Genomic DNA, 15,058 nt, shown 5'->3' with positions numbered 1-15,058 from the left:
CGAATTAAAAATCAATAAAAAAGTCCTCCAGGGCTTTCACCCTGGAGGACTTTTATTTAAGCGGGACAAAGGAAATCCCGGTTTAAGATATCATTATCCTGTTATTTACTTGCGCTCCAGCCGTCGCTCCAGCCATTGCCGCCAGAGTTTTTCGCACCTTTTACCAGCGCATCATATTTTACACGCTGTTTAGGTGTTAAAACAGTTTTGATCTTTTTAATAGTAGCCGTACGCAAAGGCTCAATGGCAACCACCATTTTTGCGTTATCACCGTGAGTATCGGCTTTTATCTTTTCAAATTTTTCTGATGACTCCTTGTAAATAGCCGCTATTTTAGTGGTCTGCACGTCTGTAAGTTTCAACTGTTTTTGCAACTCTTTAGCTTTTTCTTCGGGCTTTGCAGCAGCTACATTATTTTGTGCATTACTTGCTGCTGTTAATCCGATTAACATACAGCACACTAACAATAATTTTTTCATCGTTTAAGTTATTTTATTTAAATGTAGCTGATTTTAATCGAATATAAAAAAAATGCATGCATTGAACTTTTAACATAAATATACTGCCTACTTCATTTTTGCTGTCATGGGCATACAAAGCGACATATCCTGCTTATCTATAAATGTTAATTTGGCAAGCTGGTTTGCTTTAAATTGATCTACCCCTTCGGTAATGTGCAAAAACTGGTTGGGTAATACATTTTTAAAATATTGAACGGTGCCGCTTCCGGCCCACTTTATTTCAATTTCATCAATTAATTTGGCCTGCCCTATCCCTATTTCCTGCCTTAAAGGAGATGCCCCAAAACTCCCGCCAGAATTTACATCTTTATATACGCTTCTTTTAACGCCGTTTTCTGTAATCGTTAGTTTAATATGGCTGCCAATGGCTGCTTTATTTGCTTTTACGCCATCAAGCTTTAAACTTATCCAGTTATTATCATTTGTTTCGGGATTAAGGTATAACGAACTGGTATAAGAATCGCCGATATAAGCGCCCCCCATTTCGGCAAATATATCCTGTCTGCCAACATTTCTCAGATCGGCAAATGCAATACCATGCCCTTTTTGCAAATTGCCTAAACGCGAAGATGTTGTTATATCAACAAATTTTTTCCCGCCAACATTCTTAAACATTTTGTTAGGCACCAATGACCTGAAATCGGGGTTGCCTGTTCCAAAATACATATCCAGGTAGCCATCATTGTCAATGTCGCCAAAGTTGCCACCCATGCTGTATACCACTTTATCTAACCCAACCTCTTTGGTTACATTGGTAAAAGTACCGTCGTGGTTATTTTTATATAAGAACACATTACCTGCATTAGGTACGGGATGTCCTGATGCTGCAGCGGCGCTATAATATCCCAGGGAGTATTTAAACTGGTAGTCGCTTACAATAATATCCTGCCAGCCATCATTGTTGTAATCATAAAACCAGGTTGTAAACGTTCGCTCTTTATTTTGTGCAATCCCCGCCTGTTCAGTAGCATCTTCAAAATCAACACCCCCGCCTTTTATGCCTTTATTTTTGAGCAGGTACTTATTGCCGGTCATGGTTGAAATAAATATATCCGGGTAGCCATCGTTATTATAATCGGCCGAGGTAACACCTTTTACAAACGATACAATATTACAATGAGCGGTCTCGGTAACATTAGTAAAAGTGCCGTTATGGTTATTAATATATAATGCGCAGGGAGATGAATTTGCATCGAGTACCTGGGTTGAGGTTTCGGTACCCACAAAAACATCAAGCCAGCCATCATTATTAAAATCGGCCCAGGTGGCTGTTTGGGTGGGATGAAAGAAAAGCAAGCCGCTTGGTATGGTTACATCGGTAAAGGTGCCATCGCCGTTATTACGTAGTAACGAGCTGGGCTGATTTCCAAATCCCCGGGTAAGCCAGGCTCCCCTCAACACAAAAAGATCGATGTTGCCATCATTATTGAAATCTGTTTGCTGGATATTTAACCCTCCTGTTATTCCGGTTAACCCGCTTTGCTCTGTTTGGTCGCTAAATGTGCCGTCCTTGTTATTTTTAAAGTAGTGCATAGGATCGCTCAGGTCCCATCCTGATGTTATGATATCCAGGTATCCATCATTATTAAAATCATCAATGGCAACACCGCCCGCGCGGCCATTAACGTTAAGGCCTAAGCTTGGGGCAATGTCTTTAAAAGGTTTTATGCCCGCTACGCTATCAGCATTCAAGCCTGGGATTAACAAGTTTTTGGGCACCTTTTGCGGGTATTCGCCCAGCGTCATATAGGCGATGTTAATGAGCCATTTTGATTCCAGGTCATCTGGATGCATTTTTAACATGGTTTTGTAGGTTTCAATTGCTTTTCTTGAGCCGGTCTGGAGCTTATGAACACCATCATTTTTAATTGGGAATATACAGGACGAGCCGGTATGATTAAGCATACAATTGCTGCGCTCACCAAGGCGCATGTAAGCAATGCCCGATTCAGAAAAGACGGCATCTGTTGGCATAAAATCCAGTTTACTCAATACATTTTCATAAATATTAACGGCCTGTTGTTCTTCCCCTTTCATAAGCAGAAGCGATGCCTTTGAAGCCCACAGGTACGAATCCTGGTTATTAATCCCGATTTTGAGTACCGAATCGCAATATGCGATCTTAACTTCGGGGTTAAATGGGTTTTGAATATTATTATTCTTTTGCTTAATTCTTTCAAGTATTTGAACCATTTCGTCATGCGAAGAGCTTTGACTTGATGCGATTATAGTGAAGCCCAACGCTACAACGAGCGTTGATGCCAGTATTATTTTTAATTTCATATGGTTGTTTTTACTGCAGTTGTAAACCTGCCGGCTTACATAACTTAAAGTATTGATAAATTAGCCTGATGCCCTGGCATACAAAGCATCATAACAAATTAAAGCTGATTAACGGGTTGCCGGATTTGAAGTGGAATGCTGTAATTTATTTGCAGGCGCCAAAACGCAGGGCACAGGTACCTGTCAATTAAAATGCATTCAATAACATCAAATGGGCATACCCAATGTGAAATAAATGAGAAGGAATATTAGCAGGAAGTTTTGGGTGGTTGTTCAGGAATGTCCTGGTGGCAATGAACCAGGGGCTGTACGGGTCGCACAACATTTTGCCGCACCTTTTTTATAGGGCAATTAAACTCAAACTGTACAAAGGACAGGCTGAGGTTATCCAGCATTATTGATTTACCATACGGAACATGATTTTTTTGAGATACCGGTATATCTTTAACTCTTTTGACATTTACTACATTATTATCAGCCGGTCGGGTAGTTTCGTAATTGGGAATGCACATCAGGTGAATAGCGTTCCGGGTGATCTTCATTTTTACGTAATTGTAACTGGTGTTACCAAACATAATCTGGCCGGCTATATTTTCAAAGCGTTTCCAGTCATGTATACCGGGCAGGTTAATAGGAATTGCTATTTCGGTAAGATCTTTAACATCATACAAACCTTTGCCAATCTGTTGGTTGTAAAACTTATCGGTTTTATAAACCAAATATTGATGCACTGCCAGTTGTCCCCCGATATTAAGGAGGTAAATGTTTAGCAATAACAATGCAATAAACTTTTTCAAGCCGTTTTTTTCAGGTAATGATTTATAAATATGGGGTTTATTATTTATAAATCAAAATAAGTTGAAATTATAAATATCGCGCTTAATACAATACATAGCGTTTCTGCTTAAACCTAAATCGCGTTTATATAAGCTTAATCATCATCGTCCTTACCGGCCAGTTTTGCGGGATAAGCTTTTTTACCTTTGGCTGCATACCATAGTATCCGGTTCAATACATCATCGTTTCCGCCGTCAATATGGTCATACTCGGGCAGTGATGATAATTGTGCATAATGCAGTGCCGCACCTTTTAAAGAGGACAGCTTTGGGTTAATGCTATTGATTGCAATCTTGTTCTTTAAGCTTTTATAGGCATAATTTGATGGTTTATCTGTAAAACAATCAAACATGGGCATGGCCGTTGCATCAATAATATTCATTGCCGGAATGCCTAAAATCTGCTCAATAGACCTTACCATACAGGTTTGATTATAGTTTTTAGAAACCTTGCCCTGCAAACGGCTGTAAGGACTTACCACAAAGCCGGTGGTACGGTATGCCGACACATGGTCCCAGCCCGCCTGGGAGTCGTCCTCGGTAACAAAAATCACCGTATTTTTCCAGAACCTGCTCTTTGATACCGCCTCCACTATGCGGCCAAGGGCCAGGTCGTTATCGGCAACCATAGCTTCGGGTGTTGGCATGCCTGGCCTGGTGCCAACGGTATGGTCTGATGAAAGGGCCATTATCATTAAATTAGGGAGCTGGTCGCCGGGCTGCTTTTCATAATCATCGAGTTCTTTAATAAAAGCCGATGCACGCAACTGCTCATTGATCCGATGATCATCAGAACCGGGAAAGTTTTGTGACAACATAGGCCTTACCCGCGATATGGTGCTGGTATTGGTAAACTTAAAGGGGCCCCCAGCCATGTAATTATTATAAATATCCGTCCAGGTGAGTTTATTATCAAAATGCGGCTGGCAGGCTTCGCCATATATCCTTACCGTTTTTCCGTGATCTGCGGCATTGTTCCAGATAAAGCCATTGCCATCATAAACCAGGGCATCTTCCTGCACATGGGGATAACTCCTGAACCATGAGCGCACACTTTTTTCAACATAATCGGTAACCATAGCGGCATCCGTCCATTGATGCCCTTCGGCCGAGCATTTGCCCGATGCATAATAATTATCCAACAGTAAAAAATTCCGTGCAATGTCATGCTGGTTTGGAGTGATGCTATCGCCATAGATACAAAGCGATTTCATCCCGTTACCTTCGGGCATATCACCTAAAACCTGGTCGTAGGTACGGTTTTCTTTGATGATGTACAACACGTGTTTAAAAACAGAAGGTTCGCCAATGCGTTCGGGAACAGGGCGTGCCGGAATATTTTTGCGGGGCAGCAGCTGCGCAATTTCCTGCCTGAAGCTTAGGTTAAGATCCTTTACCCTTTTAGTATATTGTTGCAGCTGTTTATCACCGGGTAAAGAGATGATAGATACTGTTGCCTTTTGATGGTGCGAATTATAAACCCCTGCGGGGTTATTACTTAATTCGGCATCAAGGCCCGCTTTGCTAACTTCTTTGCTGCTTACGCGCGCGCCTTCGCCCTCAAGGTTAGTAACAAACAAGGTGTTATCACTTACAGCAAGCCCGCCGGGATAAGCTTCCGTTGGGATAAAGCCCTTTACCTCGCTGTTACCAGCACCTTTACCCGAAGCATTTGAACCCAGTTTTACCACAGCCACCGCATTATCAAGCCCATTGGCTACGTACAAAGTGGTTCCCGATCCGTCAATTGCTAAAGCATTGGGTGTATCGCCTATATAACCTGTTTTACCCGGATTCAATTTTACGCCGATAGATTCCACATTTTGAAGCGAAGCGGCAGCAATCACCGAAACCATATCGCTATTGCCATTGGCGATATAAACAAATGCCTCATCGGCACTGCTGATAATGGCATTGGGGTGCAATCCAACGGGGATCTCTTTTATAACCTCGCCATTAGCCAGGCCAATCACCATTACCGTGCCCTGTGCTGTGGCGCCTGTTTTTGGATCAATATATGTTTTACCATAGGGCACACCTGCGGTTTCACGGTTAAGGGTATCTATCGCTTCGGGACCGGCCCAGTTGGTTACAAATGCCTTATTTTTGGCAATTGCAATCCCGTAAGGCGCAACACCCGTGGGCTTGGTCCACACTGTTTTATTGTTATCGAGGTTTATTTTTACCAGCTGGTTATTCCCGTTTAAAACCACATACAGGTAGTTGGTGCCATTCTCGTTATTTATGGCCACGTCATTAGGCAGTGCTAACGGCGATTCGCCTTCGGGCTTAAAATCAAAAGTGTTTTTTATGCTGATTTCTGCACCATTAAATATCGCCTGGAAAACATATGACCTCGATTCTTTACCCTTACCCGCCGCCGCGCTCCAGAAGATTTGCGTTTGATTATTTAATTTCACCACTTTTAAACCCGAGTAAGTGCTCGAAAGCCCTTTATACTGGCTGCTTGCCTTGTAGGTCCACCGGGTAACAACTTTACCCGATACGGTGTCAATTATAGCAACTCCATACCTGTCTTCAACAGCAATCTGCGGGCTTCCGGGAATAAGCCTTACATCCATGCTATGGTTTTCATCATCCGCATCGCCAAAGGCTACTACTTTACCGGCAGGATCTATAATCCGGTTATAAGGCATTAAAACAGGCAAAATATTCCTGCTTAATGTACTATCGTCATAAGCGCTATGCATGTTTACTTTTTCATTATCAACGGTTTTTCTATTTGTTGATATCGAATGGCATGCCGCCAATACACTTATTATACAAAGCGTAACCGAATATAATTTTAACGATCTTTTAATCATGATTTTTTGATAGTTCCCAACTGATAAAAATATGCCATTAATATGTAAAGCCGGTTACCAAATAGTAAATTAATAAACCGGGGATTACATTTGGTTATAAAAATAACATTTGCCACGCGTTTACCAGGATCACAAAAACAACATTAGGATTATCTGCCCATTCAAACATATCTATAAATTCAATTAGTTTTTCTATAACTATAGCATTTATCTATATCGCGCTATCTTTTTCATATTTAATCGTCTCTTTATATTGATTTAGTACCTTTGGGCTTGCAACAATTAAAATGATGTCTCTCAATTCCCCTAAATATAAAACTCCCGTTTTTAAGAAAAACCAACCCGACGATACCTATAAATTTCAGCCGCTGCCTGCTCCTGCGGGCAAATACCCATACCATTTACAGTTAAAGGATATTGTGCCCAACTTAAATGATGAGCGCATTATGTTTCACATGATTGGCGATACAGGAGGCCTGGGCAACCCTGCATTGCAGCAATTGATAGCAAATACTATGGCCGGTCAATGTAATAAAGAAGGCAACGCGGGCGATAGTCCGCAGTTTTTATATCACCTGGGCGATGTAGTTTACCACTATGGAGAAGCCGAACAATATGACCCGCAATTTTTTCAATCTTTCAAGAATTATCCCTGCCCCATTTTCGCAATAGCCGGTAATCATGATAGTGATGTTAACCCTTTAAGCATTCACCCCTACAAAAGCCTTGATGCTTTTACAAAGGTGTTTTGTGATACCGCATCCCGGCCTGTTATTTTCAGCCATCAAACCCATCGCAAAAGCATGGTTCAGCCCAATATATACTGGACCATGGAAACGCCCCTGGTTACCATAATTGGCCTGCATAGTAATGTACCCAAATTTGGCATTATAACCGATGAACAAAAAAATTGGTTTATTAACGAGCTCCGCCAGGCCAATCTTGATCACCCTGAAAAAATGCTGATAGTTTGCATTCACCATGCGCCTTATTCTGCCGATATCAATCATGGCTCAAGCCTGCCAATGATCAATTTTTTAGAGGATGCATTTGAGGCCGCGGGTAAAAGGCCCGATATTGTTTTCAGCGGGCATGTGCATAACTACCAAAGATTTTGTAAAAATTACGCTGATGGCAAAAGTGTTCCCTTTATTATAGCCGGAGCAGGCGGATTTGACGAATTACACAGTGTTGCCACCCTGGATGATGAGCGCTTTACAGCCGATATTCCGCAATTTGATGATGTTATGCTAATGAGCTATTGCGATATCGGGTATGGATTTCTCCAGATCACTATAAGCAAAGATGATGATGAAGTAATACTCAATAGCAAATACTTTAGTGTAACACAAAAAGAGACTACATTAATAGATTCCGTTACCATTAGCAAAAACATTCAACAAAAAAACCTCCAGGCTTACAACTGAAGGTTTTGCTGATTTGGTTATGGCTGCATGATAAAAAAGTTTATTATTTTACTTTCAAATCACTCTCGGCTATATCTTCCCACCGGTAATAATGAAAAGTTTTATCATTACTCATTACTACAAAAATACCGTGTTTAAATGTTTCGTTAAGCGGTACAGCTATTACATCAGATCCATCGCTTTGACGTGCAGCCACATTTGCTACTTTTAATAAGCGGTGTTCAAAAGGATTGTTTTTTGTACCCTCGCGGCTAAATATCTGAAATCGGTTTGCCCCCTGGTCTGATACCAAAATATACCCCGTGGTATCGGTTAATTTGTAAATCGAGATACCTTCATGGTCGGCCACAAAACCGCTTGTTCCAAATATGGCAAGCTGTTTATCACCCTTTTCAGGATCTGCATAATATTGCCTTACACCGGTTTGTTCGTCGGAGTAATAAATATAACCCAACTCATTATCTACAGCAATAGATTCAATTTCCTTTTTACCACTATACTCACCAAACTTACGTACAAGCCGGGCCTTAACATTCCCCGTACCATCATCTGTAAGCAAATATTGCCAAATGTATCCGCCTTTAAGCGGGCCATTTTTACGCCCGACAATGGCGTACATCTGGCCATTTTTTGCAGTATAAACTGATATACCCATCAGGTCGCGGTACTCATTACCGGTTTCGCCGGCAAATGCTTCTATACCTCCGTTATCTACGGGTTTCAAATCGGGCAGGGAGTATATGCGTAGCATATGTGTTATGCGTTCTGTAGTAATGGCAATATCTGTTGGTTTGCCATTTAACATTAAGCCGTAGGCTATATCCACATTATTAGGGCGTTTAAGGCCTTTCACTGTTTTGTTTGCTATTATTTTCCCCTCCAGGTTAAAAACATAAAGTGCACCATCGCTGTTTTTATCCGTCCCCACAATAAGGCTTTGCGCCGGGTTACTGCGGTTAATCCAAATTGCTGGGTCATCGGTATCAAATCCAACCGGATCTGTAACAACTGCAGGTTTTATTTCCGGCGAATTTATGCCTGGCAAATTGATATTACTTTTATTGGCAGCAGTTTGTCCGCAGGCCGTGTTAAATAGCAATAAAGCTAACGGTGCTATATAAAAAATATTAAATCTGTTCATTAAATTAAAATAACAGGCGGTCGCTATAAAGAAACCGCCTGTAGTGAATTATAAATTTCTTGCTATTTTGTTCCGAAGGCTCCTACAAACACCGATGGATCGGGCGATTTATACGTTATACCATTTATAATGATACCTGCCGCGTGGTGGCGGGTAAAAGTAGTTATGCCTTTTGTTAATGCGGGCGATCCTGCTTTTAGATGGAAATCCCAGCTGGTGTTAAAATCAGCATTGCTGGTTGATGTGCTAAGTGGATAATTTACAAATTGCGGATCATTCTCGCCTGCATTTTTGCCAATCACATCATTTACACCTGTCACAATTTCGGCACTGGGCTGAAACTGGTTAACGGTAGTCTGATCAAATCCATAATACCAGTTATTGCTATACACCGATCGCTTATCCTCCGGCTTCTTGGTATCTCTTTTAACACCAAAACGGGTGTTGGCAAAAAGATTATTATACAAATCGGCCCGAACGGTACTTTCCAGCCAAACTGATCCGCCTTTTGCGGTAGGCCTTCTCCAACCGGTATTGATCATGGTATTATTATAGGCTATAATATAGGCCTGTGGCACTCGGTCGCCGGTGTTTGATAGTTTAAAGGCATTGGTATTGGTACTGTATACCATGTTATAGGCCAAATCTGCCAAACATCCCGATTTAAAATTCATAGCCTCGCCGCCGGTTATACCTGTAGTATAAAATAAGTTGTTGGCAAAAATCACTTTACCGCCTTCAATATAGGTACAATCCTCATTAAAGTTCCTGATAGTGCTGTTGATTACCACCAATTTCCCGTTAACATTTGAAAACCATAAAGCAGGCAAATTTTCGCCGCTAACCGCTTTGTACAAACCTTGCTTTACCGATGTTGAAGCATCAGAAGTTGTGGAGCCACCATATTCCAATATGGTATTGTCAAGCACCAGTTCGGCGCAGCTTTTTGCAGCAAGTATACCTCCCCAAAGCCTGCCAAATTTTTTGGCGGTGGTTTTATAAGCATCGTTCACGGTAAATTTAACCGGGTTTTCTGCGGTGCCATAGGAGTACAGGTTGCCTTTCACAATAATTTCCGGTTTGGCAACGGTATCCATCAATACAGTCACACCTTCTTCAATGGTCAATGATTTTCCTTCCGGGATAATAATGTCTCCCTTGATCATCTGCGTACTTCCTTTTGCCCATACACCCGATACCTCACCAATGGCCGATCCATCGGCCGGGGTTGTATCAACATCAATATTTGCTTTTTGGCAACCTGCAAAAATCACAACCGATAATGCGATGCCTGCAGAAATTTGTTTTAAGTTCATTTTATATATTTTTAAATGATGATGTTTTTATAGTTTATACCTGATACCCAACAGGTAGCTTTGTTTATAATAGTCTTCGCGGATTAACGTTTGCCCGTTTGATACAAGCTTCTCCTGAATTTTAAGATTTTCGGGATTGGTACCTTTAATGAACAGCTTGGTTGGTGTATTGAGCAGGTTTCCGGCTTTTAAAAACACACTTATACCGCCTTTAAATCTTTTTTCGGCCGAGAAGTCCATCTGTATAAACCCTTTTTGCCACAGGTCATTATTTAAAAACTGCGAAACAGTATTGATACGCGGCCCGGTATAAGCGCCTGCCAACTGTGCATCCCAGCCTTTTTTGGTATCCTTATAGAGTAAAGAAATATTACCGATATGCTCCGATTGGCCGTAAAGCGGGCGCGATTGCTCAACAGAAAGGGGCTCAACATCCCCTGTTGAGCTGTTAATTGCCCTTGAGGTTTTAACGGTTGTGATGCGTGAGTGGGTATAGGTATAGTTGGCTTTGATACCAAATTTATTAAAGAATTTAATGTAATCGATCTCTGCACCATAGTTGCGCGCGGTACCAAAATTGCCCGGAATATAATAAATATCCTGTCCGCGGGTGGCATCAGCTTCGAAGGTGTATTCAATAGGATCTTTAATTGATTTATAAAACCCGCCTATCAGTAATTGTTGAGATGCATCCGGGAATAGTTCATAGCGCAGATCGAAGTTATCCGCTTTGGCGCGTTTCAAATCGGGGTTACCGCGTTCCCGGTATTCTTCGTTTTCAACCTTACTTGGTACTATTTCATAAAATCCGGGGCGGTTAAGCGATTTAAAGTATGATCCATGCAGCTGATCTTTATCGCCCAGTTTATATTTCAACGTTAAACTTGGCAATACATCGGTATATACCTGGCTCCCTTTAGGCCTTAGCTCACCTGCCGGAAACAGCAGGTTATATCCCTGGTTGGTATGCTCAACCCTTGCGCCGCCGGTTACCTGTAAAGCATTAACGGTAAATTTAAACATTCCATAACCAGCGCTTGTTTTTTCTGAAGCATCATAGGTTAATGGGTTATTTACAGCGCCGGTAGGATTTTGAACTGCCCATGCTACATCTGTATAGTTTTGAAAATCGGCACCATACTGTGCCGTAGTGTTAACCGGGTAAAGCGTGTAGTTATTAAAAAAACTACTGCGTTGCTTATCCCTGTATAAACCACCTGCTGTAAAATCAACGTTTACATTACCAACATGTGCGGTGTAGGTAATATCCAAATAACCTGCTTTATCTTCATCGGTGTTGCGCTCCCAGCGATGTGTGCTTTGATCAACCACAGTGCGCCTGTCAACATTATTATCACGCACGCCGCTTAGTGAAATAGTTGTATTATCGGGTACATCGTTTTTTGCTGATGAATAAACGGCCGACCACTGGATCTTTAATTTGTTGTCAAAAAGTTTATGATCGCCATGTAAAGTACTGTTGTATATTTGTTGCTCGGTTAAACGGGAACGTGTGGAGTAACTTAATTCGGCATCGCCCGCTGCCGGATTATAACCGGTGGAGTAATTGGTAGATACCGCGTCACGGGCCTGTATATTATCAAGCTTTACGTATACATTATATAAGCTCAGTTTGTTATTTTTATCAAACACGTAATCAACTTTTCCGTGTAACCCGTATCGCTTTTGCTGGTCTGAATATTGACGGCTGCTTTTACTGGTAATTACTGCATACTGGTCGATACCGTTTACATCCGAACTGTAAAATGTGCTGTTACTGCCCCTATAGGTATTTTGGTAGCTGCCTGCTAAAATAACACCCAGCTTATTATCAAAAAATCGCTGGCCTATTGACAAGCTTCCTACCAGGTTGGGCGCTGGTTTCTTTGAATCGTAGTTTAATGTGCCTTTAGGAAAATCATTTTGCGTGGCCTGGTAATTTTTGCCGTTAATTTCATAAGGCGACTTATGATTTATTTCTGGTGATTGGTAACTAAGAAAATTACGGTCAAAAAATAGCTGATTGTATCCGCCGGCTATATTTGCGTTCACCTGGAAACGGCTTGGGGCATCTTTCATTACCATGTTAACTACGCCGCCAACAGCGTCACCTTCCATGTTCGGCGTAAGGGTTTTATATATTTCAAGCCTTTCCAGTAAGTCGGCAGGAAATATATCAAGCGGAACATAGCGATACTGATTATCGGGACTTGGAATTTTAACTCCATTTACCAGCGTATAATTGTACCGTTTATCCATACCCCTTAAATAAGCATACTGTGCATCGCCATTACTGTTACGCTCAACCGATACGCCGGATACGCGTTGTATAATGTTGGCAACCGTAAGATCGGGAGAGGCTTCAATAGCCCGGCCAGATACTATATTCATAACCTGTACAGATTGCTGCTCAATACGGCGGGCCTCATGCTCTGCCGATCCGTCTTTTTTTGATGTTATAGAAACCTCCTGTAAATCCTTTCCATCAGCCTGAAGATAAATTTTTACACGTGGATTATCTTCCTTTTTAATATCAAGTTCCTTAACAACAGTTTTATAGGAAATATAGGAAACCCGAAGAGAAAAGGAGCCTGCGGAAACTCCCTTTAACTCAAAGGAGCCATCAAGCCCTGTTACGGTTGCTTTATTAGCCTTGTCGAGGGTAACGGTTGCCCCAACAAGCGGCTCACCCGTGCTTTGATCATAAACATGACCTTTTAATGTAGTAGCGCTTGCGGCTGTTGCGCAAAACACAAACATCAATAATATCTGTATAAGTTTATTCATTTTTCAAAATGGATTTATTCAACAATGGGTTCTCTTTTTTTATGTCGCAAAGGTGTAACAGGAACATGCATTAACTGAAATTTAGGCTGTTACAAAAAGTATACACCGTTACATGCACCATATACAGCATGGCAACAAAAAATCATAAAAACCTGAAAATGAATTAGATACTAACAATAAAAGCCGACATTATCATTTAATTACCGTTACATTAAGATAATGTTAAGTGGAGTAGGACCAGTGCCCTAACGGTATTACGCTTAAAGCGTTTGTATAAATGCTGATAGATTATCCCCCTGGCTAAGATTAAGTTTTTTACGCAAGCGATACCGCGACACGCGGAGACTATCCAAAGATATTCCCAACAAGGTTGCGATATCTTTGGAGTCGAGGTTAATCTTAAGTAATGCGATTAACCGCATATCGGCTGAGGTAAGTTCGTTGCTGTATTTTTTCAGGTCTTCAAAAAAACGCTGATGTACCTGCTCAAACGCGACAGTAAATTCTTTCCAGTGCTGTTCGTGGTTAAAGCTCTGGTTTATCTGGTGAATGATCTGCTGCATCTGTTTCTTTTGATCGCGTTTATCATCCTTAACCATTTCCTGGAGTGTATTGCGCAAACTCTCCAACAGCTGATTGTTTTTTATAAGGTTTAAGGTATGGTTGGATAGCTCCTTACCTTTTAGCTCCAATTGTTGTTTTAATGCATCTTCCTGTAGCTGTTTGTTTTTTAACTCCAGGTTCATTAACTCGCGCTGGGCCTCAAAAATCGATTCTTTCTGTGCAGCAAGTACGCGCTGATCTTTAATTTTTAAACGCTGCCTGCTAAAAATAACCAGGCCTAAAACAACCAGTAAAACAACCACAATTATTTCGGCTATGGTAATCACCTGGTTTGTTTTACGTATGTTGTTTAACCTTGCTATTTCGTCGCTTTTTTTATTAATATCATAAAGCACCTGCAAAAAGGCCGTTTGATTAACCCCTTCTTTTGAATAAACCTCAAGCGAATATTTCCGGCTAAGTTCAATATAATGGTAGGCGCTATCCAGCCGGTTCATTAACTGGTAGGCCTTACCCAGGTCTCTGCAGGCGGCTGCAAGCTGATAGGTGTTACTGGTTTGTTGTGCAAGTGTTAATGCTCTGTATGATAGTTTTAAACCATCTTCATACCGGCCAGTTTTACGTAGTATATCGCCAAGGTTATTTACAACCTCAATACTGCCTATTTCGTTATGGGCTTCCTGGTAAAGCAGCAAAGATCTGTTGAAGCAATTGTAAGCAGAATCGTACCGGGCCTGATCTTCATAAATGCTTCCTAAGTTTTCGTATATCTTAGCCGCGCCATGTTTAAAATTGATTTTTTGATACCTGTTTAAAGCAAGGTTTTGATAATAAAAGGCGCTGTCATATTGCTGATGCTTTTCGTAAAGATGACCGATGTTTCCAAAAATATCGGCCTGCCCCTTTAAATTCCCGTCTTGCTTATATATTGACAAGGCCTTATCATACAAAGCACGCGATTTCCCTATCTCTTTGTTGTAATAATACAATATACCCATCTGGCTCAGATTGGCTGCTAATAACTCCTTGTTTTTTGATGCCTCAAAGATTTTATCGGCATGTAAATAAAAATCAAGCGCCTGGGCATAGTGCCCCTGGTTAAAACAAATCATCCCCATTTGCTGCAAACAAATACCAGTTGTTAAAACATCATTTTTTTCTGTGGCTACAACATATACTTTCTTTAAAATAATGAGTGCAGAATCGGGATGATTTTGACTTATTGCCATTGTATAGGATAATTGCTTATCCTGGGCACAAAGGTTTCCTGGCAGAACACCCATAAACAAACACAGGCAACTCAGGAAGAAATACTTAACAACGTGCCTGCACATACTTATCATTCTTTATATCTCGTT

General features: G+C 41.1%; 10 protein-coding genes. 2 read left to right on the top strand and 8 right to left on the bottom strand.

Annotated elements, in window-relative coordinates; translation table 11 throughout:
- Positions 1-101 precede the first annotated feature (101 nt).
- Together AC1DO4_RS21400 and AC1DO4_RS21395 are read right to left on the bottom strand one after the other, a co-directional pair.
- Positions 102-452, bottom strand: a complete 351-nt coding sequence (locus AC1DO4_RS21400; RefSeq protein ID WP_477419588.1) for a hypothetical protein — start codon at positions 450-452, stop codon at positions 102-104.
- Between the two features lie 114 nt (positions 453-566).
- Positions 567-2,804 (bottom strand): CRTAC1 family protein, encoded by a 2,238-nt coding sequence (locus AC1DO4_RS21395; protein ID WP_477419586.1) that lies wholly within the window; start codon positions 2,802-2,804, stop codon positions 567-569.
- A 68-nt stretch (positions 2,805-2,872) separates the two neighbouring features.
- Between AC1DO4_RS21395 and AC1DO4_RS21390 the strand changes: the two genes are divergently transcribed.
- A complete protein-coding gene (locus tag AC1DO4_RS21390; protein ID WP_477419584.1) occupies positions 2,873-2,995 on the top strand; it encodes a hypothetical protein in 123 nt (40 codons plus the stop codon).
- A gap of 57 nt (positions 2,996-3,052) precedes the next feature.
- Here AC1DO4_RS21390 and AC1DO4_RS21385 read toward each other — a convergent pair whose 3' ends face one another.
- Both AC1DO4_RS21385 and AC1DO4_RS21380 read right to left on the bottom strand, forming a co-directional pair.
- Entirely contained in the window at positions 3,053-3,601 is a 549-nt protein-coding gene (locus AC1DO4_RS21385; RefSeq protein ID WP_477419582.1) for a hypothetical protein, read from the bottom strand.
- A 134-nt stretch (positions 3,602-3,735) separates the two neighbouring features.
- Positions 3,736-6,465, bottom strand: coding sequence for a bifunctional YncE family protein/alkaline phosphatase family protein (locus AC1DO4_RS21380; RefSeq protein ID WP_477419580.1), 2,730 nt, complete (start codon positions 6,463-6,465; stop codon positions 3,736-3,738).
- Positions 6,466-6,752: 287 nt separating this feature from the next.
- On the opposite strand from AC1DO4_RS21380, the gene AC1DO4_RS21375 reads away from it, so the two are divergent.
- The gene (locus tag AC1DO4_RS21375) at positions 6,753-7,892 is read left to right on the top strand and encodes a metallophosphoesterase family protein (protein WP_477419577.1); all 1,140 of its coding nucleotides are present in this window, start codon (positions 6,753-6,755) and stop codon (positions 7,890-7,892) included.
- Between the two features lie 43 nt (positions 7,893-7,935).
- Here AC1DO4_RS21375 and AC1DO4_RS21370 read toward each other — a convergent pair whose 3' ends face one another.
- The 4 genes from AC1DO4_RS21370 to AC1DO4_RS21355 form a co-directional block, all read right to left on the bottom strand.
- Positions 7,936-9,033: a phytase gene (locus tag AC1DO4_RS21370; RefSeq protein WP_477419575.1), complete on the bottom strand. Its 1,098-nt coding sequence runs from the start codon at positions 9,031-9,033 to the stop codon at positions 7,936-7,938.
- Positions 9,034-9,095: 62 nt separating this feature from the next.
- The gene (locus AC1DO4_RS21365) at positions 9,096-10,349 is read right to left on the bottom strand and encodes a right-handed parallel beta-helix repeat-containing protein (protein ID WP_477419573.1); all 1,254 of its coding nucleotides are present in this window, start codon (positions 10,347-10,349) and stop codon (positions 9,096-9,098) included.
- Between the two features lie 27 nt (positions 10,350-10,376).
- A complete protein-coding gene (locus AC1DO4_RS21360) occupies positions 10,377-13,136 on the bottom strand; it encodes a TonB-dependent receptor (RefSeq protein ID WP_477419571.1) in 2,760 nt (919 codons plus the stop codon).
- Between the two features lie 260 nt (positions 13,137-13,396).
- Complete coding sequence (locus AC1DO4_RS21355; protein WP_477419569.1) at positions 13,397-14,929, bottom strand: tetratricopeptide repeat protein; 1,533 nt, start codon at positions 14,927-14,929, stop codon at positions 13,397-13,399.
- Positions 14,930-15,058: the final 129 nt, after the last annotated feature.

The organism is Mucilaginibacter sp. P5_A6, assembly GCF_056400585.1.
This window is presented reverse-complemented; position numbering and strand designations above follow the sequence as displayed.